Origin of the sequence: Shimia sp. (genome assembly GCF_039969785.1) — a bacterium.
GTDB lineage: Bacteria > Pseudomonadota > Alphaproteobacteria > Rhodobacterales > Rhodobacteraceae > Shimia.
The window spans coordinates 131681-152764 of record NZ_JBDVNC010000013.1 but is presented as its reverse complement, the minus strand read 5'-3'; the positions used below and the strand labels follow the sequence as shown (position 1 = coordinate 152764).

Genomic DNA, 21084 nt, shown 5'->3' with positions numbered 1-21084 from the left:
AATGCTGCTTCTGATCGATAATTACGACAGTTTTACCTACAATCTCGTGCATTACCTTGGCGAATTGGGCGCTGATGTCCGCGTTTGGCGTAACGACGCGCTCACTGTTCAGGACGCCATGGGCATGAACCCGACCGGAATCTTGCTGTCTCCGGGGCCCTGTGATCCCGATCAGGCCGGAATTTGCCTTGCTTTGACCGAAGCTGCCGCAGAAACCAAAACGCCGCTGATGGGCGTTTGTCTGGGACATCAGAGCATTGGTCAGGCCTTTGGTGGCAAAGTGGTGCGCTGTCACGAGATTGTGCACGGTAAAATGGGCACGGTGAACCACGACGGCAAAGGACTTTTCAAAGGCCTGCCCAGCCCGTTCGAGGCAACCCGCTATCATTCGCTGATTGTCGAACGTGAAAGCCTGCCGGACAGTCTTGAAGTCACGGCAGAGCTTGAAGATGGCACCATCATGGGCCTGCAACACCGTGACTTGCCAATACAGGGGGTTCAGTTCCACCCCGAATCTATCAGGTCTGAACATGGCCACGCCATGCTTCAGAACTTTCTCGACATGATGACACAAACCAAAGGCGTGCCCGCATGAGCGATCGATTAAAGCCCCTGATCGGCACTGCTGCCGACCGGCCACTGACCCGCGCCGAAGCCGAAAGCGCTTTTGCCGCCCTGTTCGAAGGCGAGGCCACGCCCAGCCAGATAGGCGGCTTTCTGATGGCGCTGCGCACGCGCGGCGAAACCGTCGATGAATACGCCGCCGCTGCGGCCGTGATGCGCTCCAAATGCCATGCTGTCACCGCTCCCGACGGGGCAATGGACATTGTCGGCACCGGCGGCGATGGCAAAGGTACGCTCAATATTTCTACCGCAACTGCATTTGTCGTCGCAGGCGCTGGTGTACCGGTCGCCAAACACGGCAACCGCAACCTCAGTTCCAAATCAGGGGCGGCTGATGCGCTGACCCAGATGGGCGTGAATGTCATGGTTGGCCCCGACGTGGTGGAACAGGCACTGAAAACCTGTGGCATCGCCTTTATGATGGCGCCCATGCATCATCCGGCCATCGCCCATGTCATGCCCACCAGGGCCGAACTGGGCACGCGCACCATTTTCAATATCCTCGGACCACTGACCAACCCCGCAGGCGCCAAACGTCAGCTAACCGGTGCGTTTACCCGTGACCTGATCCGCCCCATGGCCGAAACGCTGGGCCAGCTGGGGTCCGAGCGGGCGTGGTTGGTGCACGGCTCTGATGGTACGGACGAGCTGACCATCACCGGGGTCAGCTGGGTCGCGGCGCTGGAATTGGACGGCACCATAAAAGACGTCGAACTGCACCCCGAAGATGCCGGACTGCCCGTGCATCCGTTCCAAGACATTATCGGCGGAACACCCGAAGAAAACGGCGTCGCTTTTCGTGCCTTGCTGAACGGAGCCCCTTCGGCCTATCGCGACGCGGTTCTGCTCAACAGCGCGGCAGCGTTGGTGGTGGCAGACAAGGCAAACGACCTGCGCCAGGGTGTTGAAATGGCAACTGAAAGCATCGACAGCGGCGCTGCTCTGTCCAAGGTTGAAGGTCTGGCCAAAGTCACTTCTCAGGCCGCGTGATCCGCACGGGCCAAACACGCAAGGCCGCATCAGTCAACAGATCGGAAACGCCATGTCTGTGATACCGACAAACTGGGCGCATCTGCCCTTTTTCCGTGATGACTGGCCCCGAATTGCCAAAGCGCTAAGGGATGACACACGTCAGATACTACCGCCCGAACACCAACGCTTTCAGGCGCTTGACCTGACCCCACCAGATAACGTGCGCGTTGTGATTATGGGTCAGGACCCCTATCCCACCCCCGGTCACGCTCATGGGCTTGCGTTTTCAGTGGAGCCCGACGTGCGCCCCCTGCCGCGCTCGCTCAACAACATCTACAAGGAAATGCGCGAAGACCTCGAAGACGCCCCGGATAACGGCGATCTGCGGTTTTGGGCCGCGCAAGGCGTTCTTTTGCTGAACACCGTTCTGTCTGTTCCGGCGGGTGAGGCAAACGGGCACAAAACGCTTGGATGGCAATCTTTGGCCCATCAGGTGCTAAAAGAGGTGTCACACCGCCCCACAGCCTTTGTCTTGTGGGGAAAACAGGCACAAGCCCTTGCACCTCATATCTCATCGCCTAAAACTGGTGCCAACAAAGAAGATGGCCACCTGATGATAGAGACCGCACATCCGTCACCGCTTTCAGCACGGCGCGGCTTTTTTGGCTCGCGCCCGTTTTCGCGTATCAACACTTGGCTCGCTGCACGCGGTGAGCCGGAAATCAATTGGACGACCGCATGACCGAAACTGTTCTGGACAAAATCAAGGCCTACAAGCTTGAAGAAATTGCCGCCGACAAGGCCGCAAAATCGCTGGAAGCTGTTGAAGCGCAAGCCCGCGAAGCAAGCCCGACACGCGGCTTTGCCGACGCGTTGCGCATGGCGTCCCGAAGCGGGTACGGGTTGATTGCCGAAGTAAAGAAAGCCTCCCCCTCCAAAGGGTTGATCCGCGAAGACTTCAATCCACCGGAATTGGCCAAAGCCTATGAAAACGGCGGTGCAACGTGTTTGTCGGTGCTGACTGACACACCCAGCTTTCAGGGTGACAAATCCTTTCTGACCGCCGCGCGCGAGGCCACCAACCTGCCCGCCCTGCGCAAAGATTTCATGTATGACACCTATCAGGTGGCCGAAGCCCGCGCGCTGGGGGCCGATTGTATTCTGATCATTCTCGCCAGCGTCAGCGATGCACAGGCGCAAGAGCTCGAAGAAGCTGCGTTCTCCTGGGGCATGGACGTTCTGCTTGAGGTCCACAATCGCGAAGAACTGGAACGTGCCAGCGACCTGAAATCCGAACTGATGGGCATCAACAACCGCAATCTCAAAACGTTCGAGACATCTCTGGACACAACACGCACCTTGTCAAAACTGGTGCCCGCTGACCGTCTAATCATTTCCGAAAGCGGTCTCAACACACCCGCCGATCTGGCCGAAATGGCACGCTATGGTGCACGCATCTTTTTGATTGGCGAAAGCCTGATGCGTCAAGCGGACGTGACAGAAGCTACCCGTGATCTGCTTGCCAATCCGCTGACGTCAGGAGCGATGTAATGTCTGGTCTCACGCATTTTGATGGCAAGGGCGATGCACACATGGTTGACGTGTCCGACAAGGCGGTGACCAGCCGGGTTGCTGTCGCCGAAGGATGGATCAGGATGGCCCGTGAAACCTTTGATATCATTGCCGAAGGTCGCGCCAAAAAGGGTGACGTTCTGGGCGTGGCGCGGCTCGCTGGTATCATGGGCGCCAAACAATGTTCGACGTTGATCCCCCTATGTCATCCGCTGCCCATCACCAAAGTCGCGGTCGAATTGACCCCCGACGAAACTCTGCCTGGTGTTCGGATCGAAGCCACAGTCAAAACCACCGGCCAGACCGGCGTCGAAATGGAGGCTCTGACAGCCGTCAATATCGCCGCACTGACGGTCTATGACATGTCCAAAGCCGTAGACAAAGCGATGGAGATCGGTGGCATACGCGTCGTTCTGAAAGACGGCGGAAAATCAGGACGTTACGAGGCCTCATGATATCAGTTTCCCAAGCTCTCGACCTGCTGTTTGACCTTGCCGGACCGCTCCCTGCTGAAACCGTGCCCTTGTCGCAGGCCAACGGGCGCATTCTGGCCGCACCTGTCACAGCGCGCCGTGATCAGCCCCCTTTTGCCGCCAGCGCAATGGATGGGTACGGAGTTCAGGCCGACGGTGTCGCCCCCGACGCAACATATCAGGTGATTGGCGAAGCTGCGGCAGGCCATGGATTTGACGGCACAGTAAACGCCGGACAAGCCGTGCGCATATTCACCGGCGCACCCGTGCCCAAAGGCGTTGACCGGGTCATCATCCAAGAAGACACCACCCGCGACGGCGATACCATTACGTTGTCCGATACGCTGGATCGCGGCTTTCATATTCGCCCGGCTGGTGGCGATTTTCGCAACGGCCAACAGGTTGAGGCCCCCCTGCGCCTGCGCCCGGCCGATATCGCGCTTCTGGCCGCGATGAATATCGCGGACGTGCCAGTTGTTCGAAAACCGCGCGTTGCGATTCTGTCGACCGGGGATGAACTGGTGATGCCGGGTGAAACACCGGGACCGGATCAGATCATTGCCTCTAATACCTTTGGGTTACAGGCCATGCTGCGCGATCTTGGCGCCGAAGCCCGCATGTTGCCTATCGCGCGCGACACCCGCGAGTCGCTGGAAATGGCCTTTTCGCTGGTCGATGATGCGGACCTGCTGATCACCATCGGCGGTGCGTCCGTGGGCGATCACGATCTGGTTGGTGATGTCGCACAAGACCTTGGCATGCAGCGCAGCTTTTACAAAATTGCAATGCGGCCCGGCAAACCCTTGATGGCGGGGCGTTTGGCCTCAGGCGCGATGATGATCGGCCTGCCCGGCAACCCGGTTTCCGCCATGGTCTGTGGACAGATATTTGTGATTCCAGTCCTGCGCGCCATGCTGGGCCTCGGTTCCGCACCGGCCCCGACGCAGCAGGCACCATTGGCACACCCCATCGACGCGAACGGTCCTCGGGAACACTATATGCGGGCGCGTTTCGACAATGGCGTTTTGACCGTCTTTGACAATCAGGACAGCTCGCTGTTGTCGTTCCTGTCCCAGGCAAATGCGTTGGTGATCCGCCCGCCAAATGATCCCGCCCAAGCAATGGGCGCGCAAGTCGCATTTCTACCAATCTGAACGGCATTCATCGACAGATGAACTAAAATATGGACGATATTATGGTCCATGTTTCCCTTACGTTCGCGAAATTGTTGACACAAAACCAGAACAACAGTAGAACAAAGAGAAACGTCGCAGCGGAGACCTGTCATGCTGACCAAAAAACAACTTGATCTGCTGGAGTTCATCAATACGCGTGTTCAACGCGATGGCGTCCCGCCCAGCTTTGATGAAATGAAGGACGCGCTTGACCTGCGATCCAAGTCCGGCATCCACCGGCTGATCACCGCATTGGAAGAGCGTGGGTTTATTCGGCGGCTGGCACATCGTGCGCGCGCCATTGAAATCGTGAAACTGCCGGAAAGCCTGGGTGGCGCGCCAACCACGGGCTTTAAACCGCGTGTGATTGATGGCCCGCACCCGTCCCCGACGCAACCGGCCAACGTTACCCCGGATCAGGTTCAGCTTTTTGCCCGCGAACTACCCGTTATGGGGAAAATCGCCGCCGGTGTCCCGATTGAGGCGATCAGCCATGTCGATCATCACGTTGCTGTGCCCGGTCAGATGCTGTCCTCCGGTGGGTCCCATTATGCGCTTGAGGTCAAAGGCGATTCCATGATCGAAGCGGGGATCAACGACGGGGATGTTGTGATCATCCGTGAAACCGTCACGGCCGATAATGGCGATATTGTTGTCGCGCTGGTCGAAGATCAGGAAGCCACCCTTAAGCGTTTTCACCACAATGGCACGTCCATCGCGCTCGAGGCCGCCAACCCCGCCTATGAAACCCGCGTGTTTCCCGAAGACAAGGTCAAAGTTCAGGGCTGTCTTGTGGGTCTGATCCGAACTTACTGAGCCTGATCATTCCAGAGGCGTCGTCCGGTGACATCCCTTGCCGATATGATACGGATGTCTGCGCCTTTTAGGTGAATGGCCATGGCCCCCAACTGGGCAAGCCGCTTTGGGTCGTAGGCATCACATGGCAGCTTTTGATCGTAGACCACTGAAAACACAACAACATCTCCCGGATCGCAACCTTGGAAAAGCGCCAGTCCGCGCTTACCTTGAACGTGGATCACACGTTTACCCGGTGCAATTGGCCACAATCTCAGCCCCTTAGTCTCGCCCTGCCACAGGCTCGCCGCTTGCACCTGATCCTGCTGTGATCCGTCGTTCTCTAACCAATTGCGTGCAACAAACCCCTGCCCCTTAGGTTTGGACAACGCCCGTTCCTTGGCTTCCAGAACGCCAACCAGCCCACCTGTGTCTGCAATCAAAATATCAGGCCGCTCAGACAGACCCCACGCGCCAAACGCAATCGCAACAATTGCGCCGCCTGCCCATCTTGCGTGCCCCTGCCACAGAACAAGGACCAGCCCGCCCAGCGTCAGAACCGGCAAAATCCATGCTTCCGGGCTGGGCACCCCACCCCGCGCGCCATCAAGGTCCGACGTGTATTGCGCCACCGACAATATCCAGCGCAATCCAACGCCCATGGGCCACAATCCAAGCTGTTCCAGCCCCAACGGCGACAGCAAAGCCGCCAGAACCGCTGACGGCACCACAACCGTTCCCATCACCGGCACCGAGAGCAGATTGGCGGGCAACCCGTAATGTGCGACCTGATTGAAATGAAACGCTGCAAACGGCGCCGTCGCCAACCCTGCCACCAAAGATGACAAAACCACAGCCGCAATCGGTTGCACCCATTTCGGGCCCAGCCGGATTTCCCTTTCGCGCAGCCACCCAAACACCGCGACCAAGGCGGTTGTCGCCGCAAAAGACATCTGAAACCCCGGCCCCAGCAATGCCTCGGGGCGCAACACCAGCACAACCAGCGCAGCCATAGCCACAGCGCGAATGCTGAGCGCGCGCCGGTCCACCAGTACCGCCAACAGCATAACGGCCGTCATCACATACGCCCGCTCGGTCGATACGCTGCCGCCGGACATCGCGAGGTAGCCTGAGGACGCTAAAAGCGCCGTCACCGCCGCCACTTTCTTGCCATTCACACGCAATCCAATCGGCGGGATCAGCACCAGCCCCACGCGGACGGCGGCAAAGACAAACCCCGCCAGCAATCCCATATGCAACCCTGATATCGCCAGCAAATGTGCCAGATTTGAAATCCGCAAATCTTCAACCGTCGCAACCGGAATTCCGGACCGGTCGCCGGTTGTTACTGCTGCTGCAAAACCTCCGACATCTGCGGGCATACGGGCCTGAATGGCTTGGGACAACGCCATGCGAAACGCAAACACCCGCCCGCCATTTCCCGGGGCCTGCAATTCCAGAACCGGCGATCTGGTATATCCCACAGCACCCAGCTCCTGAAACCATGCGTGGCGCTGAAAATCAAAACCACCCGGCTCAACCGGACCCGATGGGGGCGATAAATGCCCCGTCAGGCCCAACCGCATCCCGGGTGCGGGCGTAAAGTTCCCCTGATCCCCGTGCAACGACACACGCACCCGCGCCGGTGTTTTTTGTACAGCAAGGTCAGACAGTCGAACATCAGCCAAAGTAAGCCGCACCGCATCAGACGCCGACCGGTCGATACCAACCACTGTACCTTCAATTGGTCCGTAGTAGCGAAAGGCCATTACCGGCTCGGCCACCTGATGTGCCCGCAGCCCGGCCAGGGCAAACCCTGCTGCGACCAGGGTCACGCACCAGAATAACGGCCCGACCACAGCGTCGCTACGCAAGGCAATCATCGCCGTCCATCCGGTAAAACCCGCAGTCAGGCCAAGAATCCACAGATCTGGCTCAGTTTTCAGCGAAAAAAACGTGCCTATCCCAATCGCCAGACACACCGGTACCCAGGCAAACAAATGCCCCCGTTGCCCAAGCAGGGCCAGCCGCAGGGTAATGACGGCGCGCAAGCCTTGTCCTCTCTCTGGCGGGTCGATAGACAGACGCAAATACTAGAACTCCCGTGGTTACTGAAAGGTTAAGCCTCACATGACAGGCCAGGTCGTCACCCGTTTCGCCCCTTCCCCAACCGGTTTTTTGCACATCGGCGGCGCACGCACGGCGCTGTTCAACTGGCTCTATGCACGTGGCCGGGGTGGCAAGTTCCTGTTGCGCATCGAAGACACGGACCGGGAACGCTCTACCCCCGAGGCGACAGCAGCCATTTTGCAGGGTATGGCATGGCTTGGGCTGGATCATGACGGAGAAGTTGTCAGCCAGTTTGAAGGCGCAGAGCGCCACGCAGAGGTCGCGCATCAGCTGTTGGCGCAAGACAAAGCCTATAAGTGTTTTGCGACACAGGATGAAATCGCCGCATTTCGCGAACAGGCCCGCGCCGACGGCAAATCCACATTGTACCGCAGCCCCTGGCGCGATGCCGACCCGTCATCCCACCCGGACGCACCATTTGTGATCCGTATCAAAGCCCCGCGTGACGGGGCGACCGTGATCCGCGATCAGGTTCAGGGTGACGTGACAATCCGCAATGACCAGCTGGACGACATGATCCTGCTGCGCTCGGACGGCACACCTGTCTACATGCTGGCCGTGGTTGTGGATGACCACGACATGGGGGTAACCCATGTGATCCGTGGAGACGACCATCTGAACAACGCGGCCCGCCAGATGACGATCTATCAGGCCATGGGCTGGGACGTGCCGGTCTGGGCGCATATTCCATTGATCCACGGCCCCGATGGCAAAAAGTTGTCCAAACGCCATGGTGCATTGGGCGCACAGGAATATCAGGGCATGGGCTGTCCAGCCGCCGGGATGCGTAATTATTTGACCCGGCTGGGTTGGAGCCACGGCGACGATGAGTTTTTTTCCGACGAACAAGCCAAAGAATGGTTTGACCTTGGCGGTATTGGCAAAAGCCCCGCGCGGTTTGACACCAAAAAGCTTGAAAACCTCTGTGGACAGCATATTGCAGTCAGCGACGATGCTGCACTTGTGACAGAACTTGACGCTTTTCTTGTTGCAACAGACCAATCGCCTGTAAGCGAAGTCAAGTCCGTGTTACTACGGGATGCGATGTATTGCCTCAAGGACCGGGCCAAGACTTTTCCGGAACTCCTTGAAAAGGCTCACTTTGTAATGACCAATCGACCCCTGAATTATGATGCAAAAGCGGCTAAAAATCTAAATTCAGTATCCCGTGGTATACTGAACGAATTGACGCCGCAGTTGCAAAATGCTAGCTGGTCGCGAGACGGTATGGAGGCGGTTACAGGCGCCTTTGCAGATGCAAAGGATATCAAGTTTGGAAAAATGGCTGGCCCACTCAGGGCGGCACTTTCCGGGCGCGCAGTGACTCCTAGCGTATTCGACATGATGCTTGTTTTGGGACGCGATGAAACCATCGCGCGTCTGAAAGATGCGGCCGAATATCAACCGGAGGCGCAGGACGACTGATCGATTTGTGCCCCCGATAATCAATAACTGGCCTGTGTGATCCGCGCACAAGCAAGAGATGAAGGAAAAGTGAATGTCTGACACCCAGAAATCCGCGACTTTGACAATTGACGGCAAGGACTATGACCTGCCGATCCATTCGCCGACAGAAGGCCCTGATGTGCTGGACATCCGCAAGCTCTATGGTCAGGCAGGCGTTTTCACCTATGATCCGGGCTTCACTTCAACCGCATCCTGCGATTCCACCATCACATATATCGACGGCGAAGCAGGCATCCTGTTGCACCGTGGCTATCCGATTGATCAGCTGGCCGGCAAATCGCATTATCTCGAGGTCTGTTTCCTTCTGCTTTATGGCTATTTGCCTACAGCCGCAGAACTGGAAAAATTTGAAACCACCATCACGCGCCACACCATGGTGCATGAACAGATGATCAACTTCTTCCGCGGTTTCCGTCGTGACGCTCATCCGATGGCGATCATCGTGGGTGTTGTGGGTGCAATGTCTGCGTTCTATCACGACTCGACCGACATCACCGACCAGCGTCAACGTGAAATTGCGTCACACCGCCTGATCGCGAAGATGCCGACAATTGCCGCGATGGCTTACAAATATACAATTGGTCAGCCTTTTGTGTATCCACGCAACGATCTGGACTATGCGTCAAACTTCCTGCGCATGTGTTTCGCCGTGCCTTGCGAAGATTACGAAGTGAACCCGATCCTCGCCCGCGCGATGGACCGCATCTTTACACTGCACGCCGACCACGAACAAAACGCGTCAACCTCGACAGTGCGTCTGGCGTCATCGTCCGGTGCCAACCCGTTTGCCTGTATTGCGGCCGGTGTTGCCTGTCTTTGGGGCCCCGCACATGGCGGCGCCAATCAGGCATGTCTGGAAATGCTCAAGGAAATCGGCGCGCCCGAGAATATTCCTGAGTATATTGCCCGTGCAAAAGACAAGAACGATCCGTTCCGTCTGATGGGCTTTGGTCACCGCGTTTATAAAAACTTCGACCCCCGCGCGACCGTGATGAAACAGTCTGCCGACGAAGTTCTGGATCTGCTTGGCGTTGAAAACAACCCGATCCTGGCCACGGCCAAGGCTCTGGAAGCTGCCGCACTTGCTGACCCATATTTCACCGAAAAGAAACTGTTCCCGAACGTCGATTTCTATTCGGGCATCATTCTGGAAGCGATGGGTTTCCCAACATCGATGTTCACACCAATCTTTGCGCTGTCGCGCACTGTTGGCTGGATTTCGCAGTGGAAAGAACAACTGTCCGATCCGGGCCACAAAATCGGCCGTCCACGTCAGCTGTACCTGGGTGACACATCACGCGATTACACGGATATCGAAAACCGCTGATCAGCGCACCACAGTTTTACGACAATGCCCGGTTCTATTGAACCGGGCATTTTTTTTGGCTGCGACCGTCTTACGTGCCATCAGGACTCGTAGCTTTCAAAAATATTGTCTTGCAACCGGCCAAAATGGTTCTTAAACCGTGCGTCACGGTCCGCAGTTCACCGAGGCGCCGCCGGTCATCTGACCACGCTAAACCTGACGAATATTTCAGACAGCATGCTTTTTGCCGTGCCGTCGACAAGGGCGGCCATCGGGTCCCGTTCAGGGACGGCGCGAATTGTCAAAAGGATGCAAGCCATGTCGAAAGATATGACTCCCCTCTTTATTGCCGACGTTTCGGCGTTCTCAAAATCGCTTCGCAAATCGCTGGGAGAGGCCGAAAAACTGCCCGGTCACGCTGCTATGCTTAGCCTGATCGCCAAGGCGGCGGGATATCGCAACCACCAGCACCTGCGCGCCACGCCGCCCGAGCAAGAGCTTGATCAACTGGCCATGAAGCGCGCCTTACGGGTGTTTGATGACAGCGGACGCATGACGCGCTGGCCCAAACACACCAAGGTTCAGGGCCTGTGCCTCTGGCCATTTTGGGCCCGTCTGCCAGCGCGCGAGGACCTGACCGAGAAACAGGTCAACGCCGTACTTCTCGAAGGCTTGGCGTTTTCCGATCATGTTCTGCTCAGACGATCTCTGATCGATCACGGACTTGCCGAACGCACGATTGACGGAAGCGTCTATCGTCGGATCGAACGTAAACCGACGGCCGAAGGGCTGGCCTTAATCTCTCGATTGGCCTGAACGAAAACAGCACATGCCAAACGAACCAACGATCCTCAAAGTCGGGTCGTTGGCCCGAATTAGACAGTCATAGATATTTAGACCGACTGTTTCTCAATATGAAACAATACGTTATCGGCATTGACCCAAAAGGTTAACGTCCCCACAATGGAACAGATTTTAAGACCTCGGGGGGGGTAAACTGATGACAACATTAGCAATATTATTGGGTGTGGGATTTTGGGTCTGGGCGATTTCCGCAATTATCGATGACGACGACGATAGCGGATCTAGCGACACCAATTCGGACGAAATGCCCGAAGAGGAAATGCCAAACGAAACGACTGAGACAACTGACATAATGTCGGATCCCGAAGATGATCCGGTTGAAGAAGAGCCAGCCGAAACAGATAGCCCCGAAGAACCTGTGGACCCGGCAGAAACCATCTATGCCAATGAAATCCTCGGCACTGATGGAGACGACTATCTTCGCGGAACCGACGAAAACGATCTCATGTTGGGACGCAACGGCGCTGACCGGCTCGAAGGCGGCGCAGGCGACGACGCAATTCGCGGTAAGGCCGATGATGACACTCTGGATGGTGGCCACGGCGATGACGATTTGATTGGCGGTTGGGGTCACGACGAATTGTTCGGACTAAACGGCAATGATACACTGGCCGGCGGTGTTGGTGACGACGGCCTCTTTGGCAATGACGGCCACGATGAGTTATCTGGTGAAGAAGGCGATGATATTTTGTTGGGTCAGTCCGGCAATGACACGCTGAGCGGTGGCACTGGCAATGACGCGCTGGATGGCGACTGGCAGGACGATTTGCTGAACGGCGACGAAGGTGATGATAGCCTTGGCGGTTCGCGCGGCATGGATACACTTAACGGCGGCGACGGCGCTGATTTGCTGATCGGGGGGCGTGGCGCGGACGAACTGAACGGCAACGATGGCGACGACACACTGATGGGAGCGGACATTTTCAACCGCGCGATTTCGGTGCATGACTTTGCGCTGGCCGCGTCAAACCAAGAGATTCCAGGGCTGTCGCTGGACTTTACACCGGACAATAGCGGCGCGGATGTCCTGAACGGCGGCGACGGCGACGACTCAATCCTTCTCAGCGCGATGGACACCGCCACAGGTGGCGAAGGCGACGACAGCTTCATCATGCACAAGGACCAGCTGGCCACTGACAGCCCGGCGGTGATCACTGATTTTGATGAGGATGAGGCGCTTGTCATCCTCTACAATACAGGCACTGCGCAACCCGTGGCCACCACGCAAACCGACGATACCGGCATCCTCGTGTTTCTGGATGGCGAGCACTTGTTTACGGTTCAGGGGTCCAGCACTGCCGAGGTGACGTCTTCAATCGAATATGTCGAAGTGGACGTTGATGAGCCTGCAGAAGCTCTTCTCGTTGCAGGCTAAAAACCGCGTTCGACCTACGAATAGAGACACTCTAACTACCTGCGCCCGGATCACACCGCGCGCAGGTGACGTTACAACAGACGTTAGCGGCCTTCGTAATCTGCCGGGCGTTTATCAAGAAATGCTACAACGCCTTCCTGAAAATCGCGGGTTTTGCCCAACCGCCCCTGAAGACGTGCTTCGTTTTCCATTTGCGCCATCCAGTTGTTGTCCCAGCTTTGCTGGACCGCCTGTTTGATGCGGCGATAGGCCTGAGTCGGCCCATTGGCCAAATGCTTGGCACGGGCGCGCCAATGCGCGTCAAACGCGTCATCCTCGATCGCTTCCCAGATCATGCCCCAGTCATCCGCCTGACGAGCGGTGATCTTGTCTGCAAACAGGGCCGCCCCCATGGCTTTGGCCGTTCCCATGCTGCGCGGCAAAACATATGTTCCCCCGGCATCCGGCATCAGACCAATGCGGGCAAAGGCCTGCAGGAAATATGCGCTCTCGGATGCAATAACCACATCTGCCGCAAGCGCCAGATTGGCCCCTGCCCCTGCCGCAGCGCCATTCACTGCACAGATCGTGGGTACCGGGCAATCCCGCACAGACCGGATCATCGGCGTGTATTCGTCGCGCAATCCGCGCTCCAGATCCATTGCAGCGGCGCTGCCACCATCACCAAGGTCCTGACCAGAGCAAAACGCATTGCCCGCGCCTGTCATGACGACAACCCGGGCCTGCCCACCTGCATAAAGCATCGCGTCGGTGATTTCAGCACGCATCTGTTGCGTCAGCGCATTCATCGTGTCGGGACGGTTCAGGGTCAGAACCGCCACCCCCTCTGTTATTTCCAGAGAAATTGTCTGATATTCCATAGGCCCTCTCCGCTGCCAGTCTTTCATGACATTCCTGTCGATCCACTCCAAGCGGGACCTGACGTCAGTCTTTCAGGATTTCCTTCAGGCGTGCCTGCTCGTCGTCGTTCAGACTGTTTTCAACCGGCTCCGTTACGCGGCTCCGGCGTCTGAGATAGGTACCCGCCAACAACAGTGCAAGAAGGAATGCCATAGGACCGGCGGCCCACAAAAGCAGGTTCGACCCGCCCGTCTTGGGCCGCAACAACACGTATTCGCCGTACCGATCCACGACAAACTCCACAACTTCGTCGTTGCTGTCACCAGCCACCAGCCGTTCCCGCACCAACAAGCGCAAATCACGCGCCAGTTCGGCGTTGGAATCGTCAATGCTTTCATTGCGACACACAAGACACCGCAAGTCCTTTGAGATCACCCGCGCCCGGCTTTCCAATTGCGGATCACTCAGAATCTCATCCGGTTGCACCGCCAAAGCAGGGCCAGCCAGCCCCAGCATCAACAGAACAACCGTCAGAGCTTTCATCGCATTTTTCAGGATCATTCTGCTGGCACTCCCGCACGTGGGGATTTGCGGGCCCCGGCTGCAACGCGGTATCGCCGGTCAGACAGGCTCAGCAACCCACCCAACGCCATCAATGCCGTGCCCATCCAAATCCAGTTGGTCAGCGGTTTGATATAGGTTCGCACCGTATAACCGCCATCCGCCTGAGGATCGCCAACAACCACATAGACGTCCCGCAAAAGACGGTAATCAATGGCCGCTTCGGTGGTTGGCATGGCCGACACCGGATACACGCGTTTTTCCGGGTGCAGCATGGCAATCTCGCGTCCTGCTTTGCTCAGCCGGACAGATCCCATTGTGGACAGATAGTTCGGCCCTTGTTCGTCATGCACTTCGATCAGCGTTAATTCATAACCACCAACTATGTACGGCTCACCCTTATAGGCGACACGGATGTCTTCCATTTCCCAGGCCATCAACCCGGAAATGCCCAACATGGTGATCCCCATACCGGCATGCGCCACGGTCTTGCCCCAGTCGGCGCGCGGCAATCTGACAAGCCGCGCAAATCGCGCGCTCAATGATCCACGCCCGGTGCGACTCGCCACATCCGTCAGTGCACCAAACACCAACCACGCCCCAAGGAACAAACCAACTGGTCCCAGAATGCTGCGTTGTGTCTGCATCACCCATGCAAGCGCGGCCAGGGCCAATGCCAACACAAAGGCAGGTATCAAAGGCCGTACAACTTTGCTGATTTTGGCACGCTTCCACGGCAGCATCGCCCCTATCGGCAACACAGCCCCAAGGATCACCATAAACGGCGTGAACGCCATGTTGAAAAACGGCGCCCCGACGCTCAGCTTGCGCACAAAGAAAATCTCGGAAACCAGCGGCCATATTGTACCCACAAAGACCACGAAACAGCTAACCGCCAACAGGATGTTGTTCAGAACCAACGCGCTTTCGCGGCTGACCATGCTAAAGATACCCTTGGCCTCCATCGCCGAAGCGCGCGCCGCAAACAAAGTCAGCCCACCGCCGGTGAAAAACGCCAGAATGGCCAGAATAAACACGCCGCGTTCGGGATCATTGGCAAAGGCATGCACCGACGTGATTACGCCAGAGCGCACAATAAATGTCCCGATCAGCGAAAATCCAAACGCCAGAATGGCCAACAGGATGGTCCAGCTTTTCAGCGACTCACGTTTCTCGACAACGATCGCCGAATGCAGCAGGGCCGCCGCCAAAAGCCATGGCATAAATGACGCGTTTTCAACCGGGTCCCAGAACCAGAAACCACCCCAGCCAAGCTCATAATAGGCCCACCAGGACCCCAAGGCGATGCCGATGGTCAGGAAAACCCAGGCCGCCAATGTCCATGGCCGCACCCAACGCGCCCATGCCGCATCCACACGCCCTTCGATCAGGGCGGCAATGGCAAAGGAAAACGCCATACTCAGACCGACATATCCCAGATACAGAAACGGCGGATGAAACGCCAAACCGGGATCCTGCAGTAGCGGGTTCAATCCGCGCCCGTCAAACGGCGCCACGCTCATGCGTTCAAACGGGTTTGACGTGAACAAGATAAACGCGAAAAACGCAACGCCCACAGCGGCTTGCACCGCCAATGCCCGCGCTCTCAGGCTGGAGGGCAGATTGCCGCCAAACCACGCCAGACACGCGCCAAATAATGTCAGGATCAATACCCAAAGCAGCATCGATCCTTCGTGGTTGCCCCACACACCGCTGATTTTATACAGCATCGGTTTCAGCGTATGCGAGTTGGACGTCACCAACTGCACCGAAAAATCTGACAGCACAAACGCATAGGTCAGCGCGACAAAGGACGCCAGTGTCAAAAGAAACTGCAACCCGGCCGCCGGTTCCGCCACGGCCATCCAGCCGGGCCAGCGTTTATGGGCTCCAATCAACGGAACAACCGCCTGCACCAGCGCGGTGACGGCGGCTAAAATCAGGGCAAAATGGCCAAGCTCAACTATCATGGTTTGACATATACGTCGCGAGTCGTTGGCGGCCAATGACTTTCGTCATGTCCAAACGATCACATTGTCGCGTTGTGGGCTTTTCCGGAACCCTGGGCGATTATGGCGAACCGAATGGTCGCAAGTTCCGATACACCTCAGATCAAAGGAACAATTCGAAAGCTGAAACTGAACGTTGGAAATGAACTCAATCTGACTGCGAAAACACGGCCCTCCACCACGTGGTCTTTGTCATGGTCGTAACACGCCCTGAATCCCAAACGATCAAGGACACGACAGGACGTTTCAATGGTCGCTGGCCGGAACCGGACGGCTTTTTTGGTTTTTCTGCCAGTCGCGCAATGCCGCATTATCTGTGCCACTCAGAAACTGGCTATTGGTCTCCAAACTCCGGACGTCCCGAATATTTCGAACCACATCAGGCACACGCGCAACGGTTCCGGCAATGGCACGTTGGAACTCCTGCCCCTTGGCCTGATGCCGCGCCCCGAAATAAAAACTCACCACAACACCCAAAAGCCACCACAAAGGTTCAGGCACCAGCGCAATGCCAGCCATGCGTTCGGCAAACCAAACCGGGTTCACCATGGCCGACACAAATAGCCCCAGACACCCCAACGCCATGGCCGGACGCGGCAGCCGGTTCACGCCATCCATGATCCGGTCAAACCCTCCGCGCCCGGCCTGTCGGAACTCGGCCGAAAACCCTTCCATTGCTGCAACCTGAACGTCCTTGGCCCGCACCGCCCCGGCCTCGGCATTTTCACGAAACACCTCGGCGGTTTCCTTGACCACATTGCGCCCACCCCCGAACACCATCGAAAACAGCTTTTCGATCAGGCCCATGTCGCCACCCGTTTCTGAAACTCGGCATCATTCATGTGATAGCGTGGCGAAATGAATTCTTCGGCACGACGGATCCATCCCCCCTTGCCACCTGCGCGACTGCGCGCATATTTTCGGCTGGCCGGGCGGTTGTCGGCCAGTTGAAAATAGAAATTCCGCCGCGCGATCCCATATGCATCTGCCAGATGATGCGGTGCTGCGGCTGCCGCTGCCTCGGCTGCGGCAATGGTCTGAGGGCCAATTGCACCGTCGACACTCACACGTTGACCCATCTGGCACAGAAGACGCTGCAGTATCTGCACCGCCTGACGGCCCGCATTCACATACATATCAAACACCGACGCCTGCACGATGGGTGGCAGCTGGTCCAGCCCGGGCCCCTGATAATAGTGCTTCAGGAAAACTGAAACGGCATCTTCTCGGCTCAGGGCTTTGATATCGGCAATGTCCACATCGCCATCGCCGTCCTTGTCCAGCCCGACACGGCGTGCAGTGGCAATCGTGACGCCAAATTTTGTGGCCCCGCCCGGATCATCCGGGTCATTCACAAAGCCACCTTCGCGGGCAACAATTTCTTCGGCAATCTGGCGAACATCCTGCATGGCGCATCCTCACGGGTATCAACGCCAATCAACCTGCCCCAAATGTGTTAATGCCGCCCAATTGCACCGCGCGCACAAAAAAGACCCGCCAGGGCAACGCCCGGAGAGCCTGCAATGTCAAAGCCAAAAGGCTCAGCTGCCCTCGTCAGGCTCCACATAGACACCCTGTTCTTTCAGCGCATCCACCACCTCTTTGGGCATATAATTCTCATCGTGTTTGGCAAGGATTTCAGAGGCTTCGAATACACCTTCGATGTATCTCCCAGTGCCGACCATGCCCTGATTTTCCTCAAACAGGTCTGGCAAAACGCCGGTGAATGCCACCGGAATAGACGCCCCGCCGTCGGTCACGGAAAACCGCACAGTCTCGCCCTGACCGCGCACAAGGCTGCCTTCTTCGACCAGCCCGCCAATGCGAAAAACTTCGTTCGCTGCAGGCGGCGCTTCTGCCACCTGACTGGGCGAGCGGAAAAAGTTGATCCCGTCCTGCATGGCGTATCCAATCAACGCCGTCGAAACCGCCAGCGCGACAAACGCGACAACGATCACCTGAATCCGGCGTTTCTTTTTGAGGTTCTTCATCCTCTTTTCCCTTTCCCTGGGCTTATGGGAAGACCGGCGCCAACATCAGGCCCTCTGTTTCCTCTTCCCCAAGCATCAGGTTCGCGTTCTGCAATGCCTGCCCGCTTGAGCCCTTGGTCAAATTGTCCAGCGCCGCGATCACAATCACGCGCGCCTCGATCCGGTCCGCAACCACGCCGATATGGCAAAAGTTCGAGGCCCGAATGTGTTTCGTGCTCGGCACCTCGCCATAAGGCAGCACCGTGATGAACGGCTCGTCCGCGTAAGCCGAGGCAAGTGTATCATACACCTCTTGCGCAGACCCATGCACATACGCCGTCCCCAGAATGCCCCGGTTTGCAGGCACCAGATGTGGCGTAAACTGTATCCGAACGTCACGTCCGGCCAGTTTGCTGAACTCCTGGTCAAACTCACCCAGATGCCGGTGCGTCCCGCCCACGGCATAGCCATGATACCCTTCGCTCAGCTCGGCGTGCAAAAGTCCCTCCTTCAGCGACCGACCTGCGCCAGATACAGCACATTTCAAATCCAGAATGACATGATCAAAGTCAATAACGCCGGCTTTAATCAAAGGCGACAAAATATACTGCCCCGTCGCCGCATTGCACCCGGTACCTGCCACCAGTCGCGCGTTTTTGATCTCGTCCCGGTAAAATTCGGTCAGCCCGTAAACCGCCTCGGCCTGACACTCCAGCGCGTCATGTTGGCCGCCATACCACTTGGCGTATTCCTCGGGATCGCGCAGCCGGAAATCGGCAGACAGATCCACCACTTTCAGCGTCTTTGGCAAATCGCGGATCACCCGCTGGCTGGTCGCATGCGGCAATGCGCAAAAGCACAGATCCACATCAGCAAAATCAATCTCATCTATTTTACAAAGAGTTGGCAGCGCCAGATGGCGCAAATGCGGAAACACCGCCGCCATCTCCATTCCCGCCTTGCGGTCTGCCGACAGCGCAACAATTTCCATATTCGGATGCGTGGCGATCAGCCGGACAAGCTCTGCACCAGTATAGCCGCTGGCGCCCAGAATAGCGATTTTGTGGGTCATGATCAGACCTCTTCCTTTCCTTGCCGCACGTTTATGCGCGTGCGCAGCCCCTCAGGTTCGGGGCGTTATGTAGTCGAAATGTGAGAAAATTGCGAGAGGCCTGCGCGCTTACGCCGCCTCAAAGGTTATTTGTCGTCGCAAAAACTGCGTGGCCCGGTCAGACACCGTGCGCGCGTCACCCGTGGTCAGGAACAGGTTTTCTGTGCCCTGCCCCTTCATCGCCGGGTGCCGTTCCAAATAATCCGCCAGCGACTCGGCCACCAGATTGGCCTGGCTGTAAACCTTCACATCCGCCCCCAACGCGCTTTGAAACGTGTCGTGCATCAACGGATAATGCGTACAGCCCAGGATGGCCGCTTCCGGATCTGGCATCTTGCGCTTAAGCGCATCAACATGGCTGCGCACCATGGCTTCGGCCAAAATCAAATCGCCGTCTTCGATGGCATCTACCACACCGCCACAGGCTTGAGCTTCGACATCCACACCGATCGCGCGAAACGCCAGTTCACGCTGAAACGCCCGGCTGGCCACGGTTGCAGGCGTCGCGAACAACGCCACATGTTTCACGCCCACTTCGCGTGGTGGCGAATTATCGCCCCAGCTGCGTTCGGTCAGCGCCTCAATCAAAGGAACAAAAACACCCAAAACGCGCTTGTCGGTGGGAATCCAGCTTTCCTGCATCCGCCGCAGCGCCGCAGCACTGGCCGTGTTGCACGCCAGAATGATCAGATCACAGCCCGCGTCCCACATACGTTCAACCGCTGCCGTGGTCAGATTATAAACATCATCCGAATCCCGCACCCCATAAGGCGCATGCGCATTGTCACCGAAATAAACAAATGCCTGATCCGGCAACCGTTTGGTCACCGCGTCCAGAACCGTCAGGCCACCAAGGCCGCTGTCAAAAATACCGACTGCCATCGTAGTGCTCACTCACAGGCGTTACGCCCGGCGTTTTTCCTCAAATTCAAACCCATAGCCACTTTCCGGCAATGGTCTTGGCGACAACTCATAGGTGCGTCGTCTGAGAAAGTCCATCAGGCCTTTTGACTCACCGCCAAAAGTCGCCAGATCGTCGCGCGGGACGGGTTTACCGATCACAACCCGCACCGGCGTATCAACCCGCTTTCCGAACTCTCTGATCAGCAATCCCAGCCGCAAACTGCTGTGCATATGGCTGGCAATCTGAAACATCCGGCTGTTGGTGCCCTCAAAATAGACCGGCACAACCTGCGCGTCCGATTTGGCAATCATCCGCGCCGTGAAACTGCGCCATTCGGGATCCAGTGGCGCGCCAAAGGGTCTGGCCGACGTGCTGACTGTGCCGCCCGGAAACACCCCTAAGGCCCCACCCTGTTTCAGGAAATTCAACGCCTGATTGCGCGTGTTCAAGTTCAGTTGCAGCGCAGCTTTTGTATCCTCAAACGAAATCGGCAATACAATCCGATCCAGCACTTCGGCCTTTTTAAACACATTATGCGCCAGAATACGGAAATCGTCCCGCACCTCGCTCAATATATGGCCCATCATCAAACCGTCCAGAATACCAAACGGATGGTTAGCCACCATCAAAAGCGGCCCGTGCTTCGGAATGTCGGCCAGCGACCCGGCAATTACCTCAAGGCTAAGCCCGTATCGCGCCATCATCACCCGCCAGAAATCGCGCCCTTGCGCCACGTCGTTTTCATACCCCGCACCGCGCCGGATCAACCCGACGCGTCCGGTGGCATTCTCCAGCCCACGAATGATCGTGCGCCCTACTCGCGTGGCGCCACATTGGGCATAGCTGATCTCTCTGGTGACATCATTTGTCATAATTGCGCCTGTGTTCAGGTCTTACTGGCTGGCAATCTACGGGCGCCTTTGCGACCTGAACAAC

The 21084-nt window shown here is 57.2% G+C and carries 21 protein-coding genes; 11 read left to right on the top strand and 10 right to left on the bottom strand.

Annotation, left to right across the window (positions count from 1 at the left end):
- Position 1: 1 nt before the first annotated feature.
- From ABJI08_RS05830 to lexA, 7 genes are all read left to right on the top strand, one after another.
- The gene (locus tag ABJI08_RS05830) at positions 2-595 is read left to right on the top strand and encodes an aminodeoxychorismate/anthranilate synthase component II (RefSeq protein ID WP_348400883.1); all 594 of its coding nucleotides are present in this window, start codon (positions 2-4) and stop codon (positions 593-595) included.
- Positions 592-1614 (top strand): anthranilate phosphoribosyltransferase, encoded by a 1023-nt coding sequence (gene trpD, locus ABJI08_RS05825; RefSeq protein ID WP_348400882.1) that lies wholly within the window; start codon positions 592-594, stop codon positions 1612-1614. The genes ABJI08_RS05830 and trpD overlap by 4 nt, the downstream gene beginning before the upstream one ends.
- A gap of 52 nt (positions 1615-1666) precedes the next feature.
- Positions 1667-2338 carry a uracil-DNA glycosylase gene (locus ABJI08_RS05820; RefSeq protein ID WP_348400881.1) on the top strand — a complete coding sequence of 224 codons (672 nt, stop codon included), beginning with the start codon at positions 1667-1669 and terminating at the stop codon, positions 2336-2338.
- Positions 2335-3147, top strand: a complete 813-nt coding sequence (trpC, locus tag ABJI08_RS05815) for an indole-3-glycerol phosphate synthase TrpC (RefSeq protein WP_348400880.1) — start codon at positions 2335-2337, stop codon at positions 3145-3147. The genes ABJI08_RS05820 and trpC overlap by 4 nt, the downstream gene beginning before the upstream one ends.
- Positions 3147-3623 carry a cyclic pyranopterin monophosphate synthase MoaC gene (gene moaC, locus ABJI08_RS05810; protein ID WP_348400879.1) on the top strand — a complete coding sequence of 159 codons (477 nt, stop codon included), beginning with the start codon at positions 3147-3149 and terminating at the stop codon, positions 3621-3623. The genes trpC and moaC overlap by 1 nt, the downstream gene beginning before the upstream one ends.
- The gene (gene glp, locus ABJI08_RS05805; RefSeq protein WP_348400878.1) at positions 3620-4795 is read left to right on the top strand and encodes a gephyrin-like molybdotransferase Glp; all 1176 of its coding nucleotides are present in this window, start codon (positions 3620-3622) and stop codon (positions 4793-4795) included. The genes moaC and glp overlap by 4 nt, the downstream gene beginning before the upstream one ends.
- A 132-nt stretch (positions 4796-4927) precedes the next feature.
- Complete coding sequence (gene lexA, locus ABJI08_RS05800; RefSeq protein ID WP_348400877.1) at positions 4928-5632, top strand: transcriptional repressor LexA; 705 nt, start codon at positions 4928-4930, stop codon at positions 5630-5632.
- Here lexA and ABJI08_RS05795 read toward each other — a convergent pair.
- The gene (locus tag ABJI08_RS05795) at positions 5626-7662 is read right to left on the bottom strand and encodes a ComEC/Rec2 family competence protein (RefSeq protein ID WP_348400876.1); all 2037 of its coding nucleotides are present in this window, start codon (positions 7660-7662) and stop codon (positions 5626-5628) included. The two genes, lexA and ABJI08_RS05795, sit on opposite strands and share 7 nt — an antisense overlap.
- A 79-nt stretch (positions 7663-7741) precedes the next feature.
- Here ABJI08_RS05795 and gltX point away from each other — a divergent pair, with 79 nt between their 5' ends.
- From gltX to ABJI08_RS05775, 4 genes are all read left to right on the top strand, one after another.
- Positions 7742-9166, top strand: coding sequence for a glutamate--tRNA ligase (gene gltX, locus ABJI08_RS05790; RefSeq protein ID WP_348400875.1), 1425 nt, complete (start codon positions 7742-7744; stop codon positions 9164-9166).
- A gap of 73 nt (positions 9167-9239) precedes the next feature.
- Complete coding sequence (gene gltA, locus ABJI08_RS05785) at positions 9240-10535, top strand: citrate synthase (protein WP_348400874.1); 1296 nt, start codon at positions 9240-9242, stop codon at positions 10533-10535.
- A 297-nt stretch (positions 10536-10832) separates the two neighbouring features.
- Entirely contained in the window at positions 10833-11330 is a 498-nt protein-coding gene (locus ABJI08_RS05780; protein WP_348400873.1) for a DUF2087 domain-containing protein, read from the top strand.
- A 184-nt stretch (positions 11331-11514) separates the two neighbouring features.
- A complete protein-coding gene (locus tag ABJI08_RS05775) occupies positions 11515-12753 on the top strand; it encodes a calcium-binding protein (protein WP_348400872.1) in 1239 nt (412 codons plus the stop codon).
- Between the two features lie 83 nt (positions 12754-12836).
- On the opposite strand, the gene ABJI08_RS05770 is transcribed toward ABJI08_RS05775, so the two are convergent.
- The 9 genes from ABJI08_RS05770 to ABJI08_RS05730 all read right to left on the bottom strand — a co-directional run bounded on the left by ABJI08_RS05770 (position 12837) and on the right by ABJI08_RS05730 (position 21020).
- Positions 12837-13613, bottom strand: coding sequence for an enoyl-CoA hydratase-related protein (locus ABJI08_RS05770; protein WP_348400871.1), 777 nt, complete (start codon positions 13611-13613; stop codon positions 12837-12839).
- 64 nt (positions 13614-13677) lie between these two features.
- Positions 13678-14154, bottom strand: a complete 477-nt coding sequence (locus tag ABJI08_RS05765; RefSeq protein ID WP_348400870.1) for a cytochrome c-type biogenesis protein — start codon at positions 14152-14154, stop codon at positions 13678-13680.
- Positions 14151-16124: a heme lyase CcmF/NrfE family subunit gene (locus ABJI08_RS05760; protein WP_348400869.1), complete on the bottom strand. Its 1974-nt coding sequence runs from the start codon at positions 16122-16124 to the stop codon at positions 14151-14153. Before ABJI08_RS05760 ends, ABJI08_RS05765 begins: the two co-directional genes overlap by 4 nt.
- A 285-nt stretch (positions 16125-16409) precedes the next feature.
- A complete protein-coding gene (locus ABJI08_RS05755; RefSeq protein ID WP_348400868.1) occupies positions 16410-16970 on the bottom strand; it encodes a holin family protein in 561 nt (186 codons plus the stop codon).
- The gene (locus tag ABJI08_RS05750) at positions 16961-17572 is read right to left on the bottom strand and encodes a holin-associated N-acetylmuramidase (RefSeq protein ID WP_348400867.1); all 612 of its coding nucleotides are present in this window, start codon (positions 17570-17572) and stop codon (positions 16961-16963) included. Before ABJI08_RS05750 ends, ABJI08_RS05755 begins: the two co-directional genes overlap by 10 nt.
- 132 nt (positions 17573-17704) lie before the next feature.
- Positions 17705-18154: a cytochrome c maturation protein CcmE gene (ccmE, locus tag ABJI08_RS05745; protein ID WP_348400866.1), complete on the bottom strand. Its 450-nt coding sequence runs from the start codon at positions 18152-18154 to the stop codon at positions 17705-17707.
- Positions 18155-18176: 22 nt separating this feature from the next.
- A complete protein-coding gene (argC, locus tag ABJI08_RS05740) occupies positions 18177-19205 on the bottom strand; it encodes an N-acetyl-gamma-glutamyl-phosphate reductase (RefSeq protein WP_348400865.1) in 1029 nt (342 codons plus the stop codon).
- 108 nt (positions 19206-19313) lie between these two features.
- Positions 19314-20126 (bottom strand): glutamate racemase, encoded by an 813-nt coding sequence (gene murI / locus ABJI08_RS05735; protein ID WP_348400902.1) that lies wholly within the window; start codon positions 20124-20126, stop codon positions 19314-19316.
- 21 nt (positions 20127-20147) lie between these two features.
- The gene (locus ABJI08_RS05730; protein ID WP_348400864.1) at positions 20148-21020 is read right to left on the bottom strand and encodes a lysophospholipid acyltransferase family protein; all 873 of its coding nucleotides are present in this window, start codon (positions 21018-21020) and stop codon (positions 20148-20150) included.
- Between the last annotated feature and the right edge of the window lie 64 nt (positions 21021-21084).

Excerpts from the sequence above, each read along its gene's own strand:
- ABJI08_RS05730 (WP_348400864.1), bottom strand. The coding sequence starts at position 21,020 with ATGACAAATGATGTCACCAGAGAGATCAGCTATGCCCAATGTGGCGCC.
- ABJI08_RS05780 (WP_348400873.1), top strand. The coding sequence starts at position 10,833 with ATGTCGAAAGATATGACTCCCCTCTTTATTGCCGACGTTTCGGCGTTC.
- ABJI08_RS05820 (WP_348400881.1), top strand. The coding sequence starts at position 1,667 with ATGTCTGTGATACCGACAAACTGGGCGCATCTGCCCTTTTTCCGTGAT.
- lexA (WP_348400877.1), top strand. The coding sequence starts at position 4,928 with ATGCTGACCAAAAAACAACTTGATCTGCTGGAGTTCATCAATACGCGT.
- ABJI08_RS05830 (WP_348400883.1), top strand. The coding sequence starts at position 2 with ATGCTGCTTCTGATCGATAATTACGACAGTTTTACCTACAATCTCGTG.
- trpC (WP_348400880.1), top strand. The coding sequence starts at position 2,335 with ATGACCGAAACTGTTCTGGACAAAATCAAGGCCTACAAGCTTGAAGAA.
- ABJI08_RS05750 (WP_348400867.1), bottom strand. The coding sequence starts at position 17,572 with ATGCAGGATGTTCGCCAGATTGCCGAAGAAATTGTTGCCCGCGAAGGT.
- ABJI08_RS05770 (WP_348400871.1), bottom strand. The coding sequence starts at position 13,613 with ATGGAATATCAGACAATTTCTCTGGAAATAACAGAGGGGGTGGCGGTT.
- argC (WP_348400865.1), bottom strand. The coding sequence starts at position 19,205 with ATGACCCACAAAATCGCTATTCTGGGCGCCAGCGGCTATACTGGTGCA.
- ABJI08_RS05755 (WP_348400868.1), bottom strand. The coding sequence starts at position 16,970 with ATGGGCCTGATCGAAAAGCTGTTTTCGATGGTGTTCGGGGGTGGGCGC.
- ABJI08_RS05765 (WP_348400870.1), bottom strand. The coding sequence starts at position 14,154 with ATGATCCTGAAAAATGCGATGAAAGCTCTGACGGTTGTTCTGTTGATG.
- murI (WP_348400902.1), bottom strand. The coding sequence starts at position 20,126 with ATGGCAGTCGGTATTTTTGACAGCGGCCTTGGTGGCCTGACGGTTCTG.
- ABJI08_RS05760 (WP_348400869.1), bottom strand. The coding sequence starts at position 16,124 with ATGATAGTTGAGCTTGGCCATTTTGCCCTGATTTTAGCCGCCGTCACC.
- gltA (WP_348400874.1), top strand. The coding sequence starts at position 9,240 with ATGTCTGACACCCAGAAATCCGCGACTTTGACAATTGACGGCAAGGAC.
- trpD (WP_348400882.1), top strand. The coding sequence starts at position 592 with ATGAGCGATCGATTAAAGCCCCTGATCGGCACTGCTGCCGACCGGCCA.
- gltX (WP_348400875.1), top strand. The coding sequence starts at position 7,742 with ATGACAGGCCAGGTCGTCACCCGTTTCGCCCCTTCCCCAACCGGTTTT.
- ccmE (WP_348400866.1), bottom strand. The coding sequence starts at position 18,154 with ATGAAGAACCTCAAAAAGAAACGCCGGATTCAGGTGATCGTTGTCGCG.
- moaC (WP_348400879.1), top strand. The coding sequence starts at position 3,147 with ATGTCTGGTCTCACGCATTTTGATGGCAAGGGCGATGCACACATGGTT.
- glp (WP_348400878.1), top strand. The coding sequence starts at position 3,620 with ATGATATCAGTTTCCCAAGCTCTCGACCTGCTGTTTGACCTTGCCGGA.
- ABJI08_RS05775 (WP_348400872.1), top strand. The coding sequence starts at position 11,515 with ATGACAACATTAGCAATATTATTGGGTGTGGGATTTTGGGTCTGGGCG.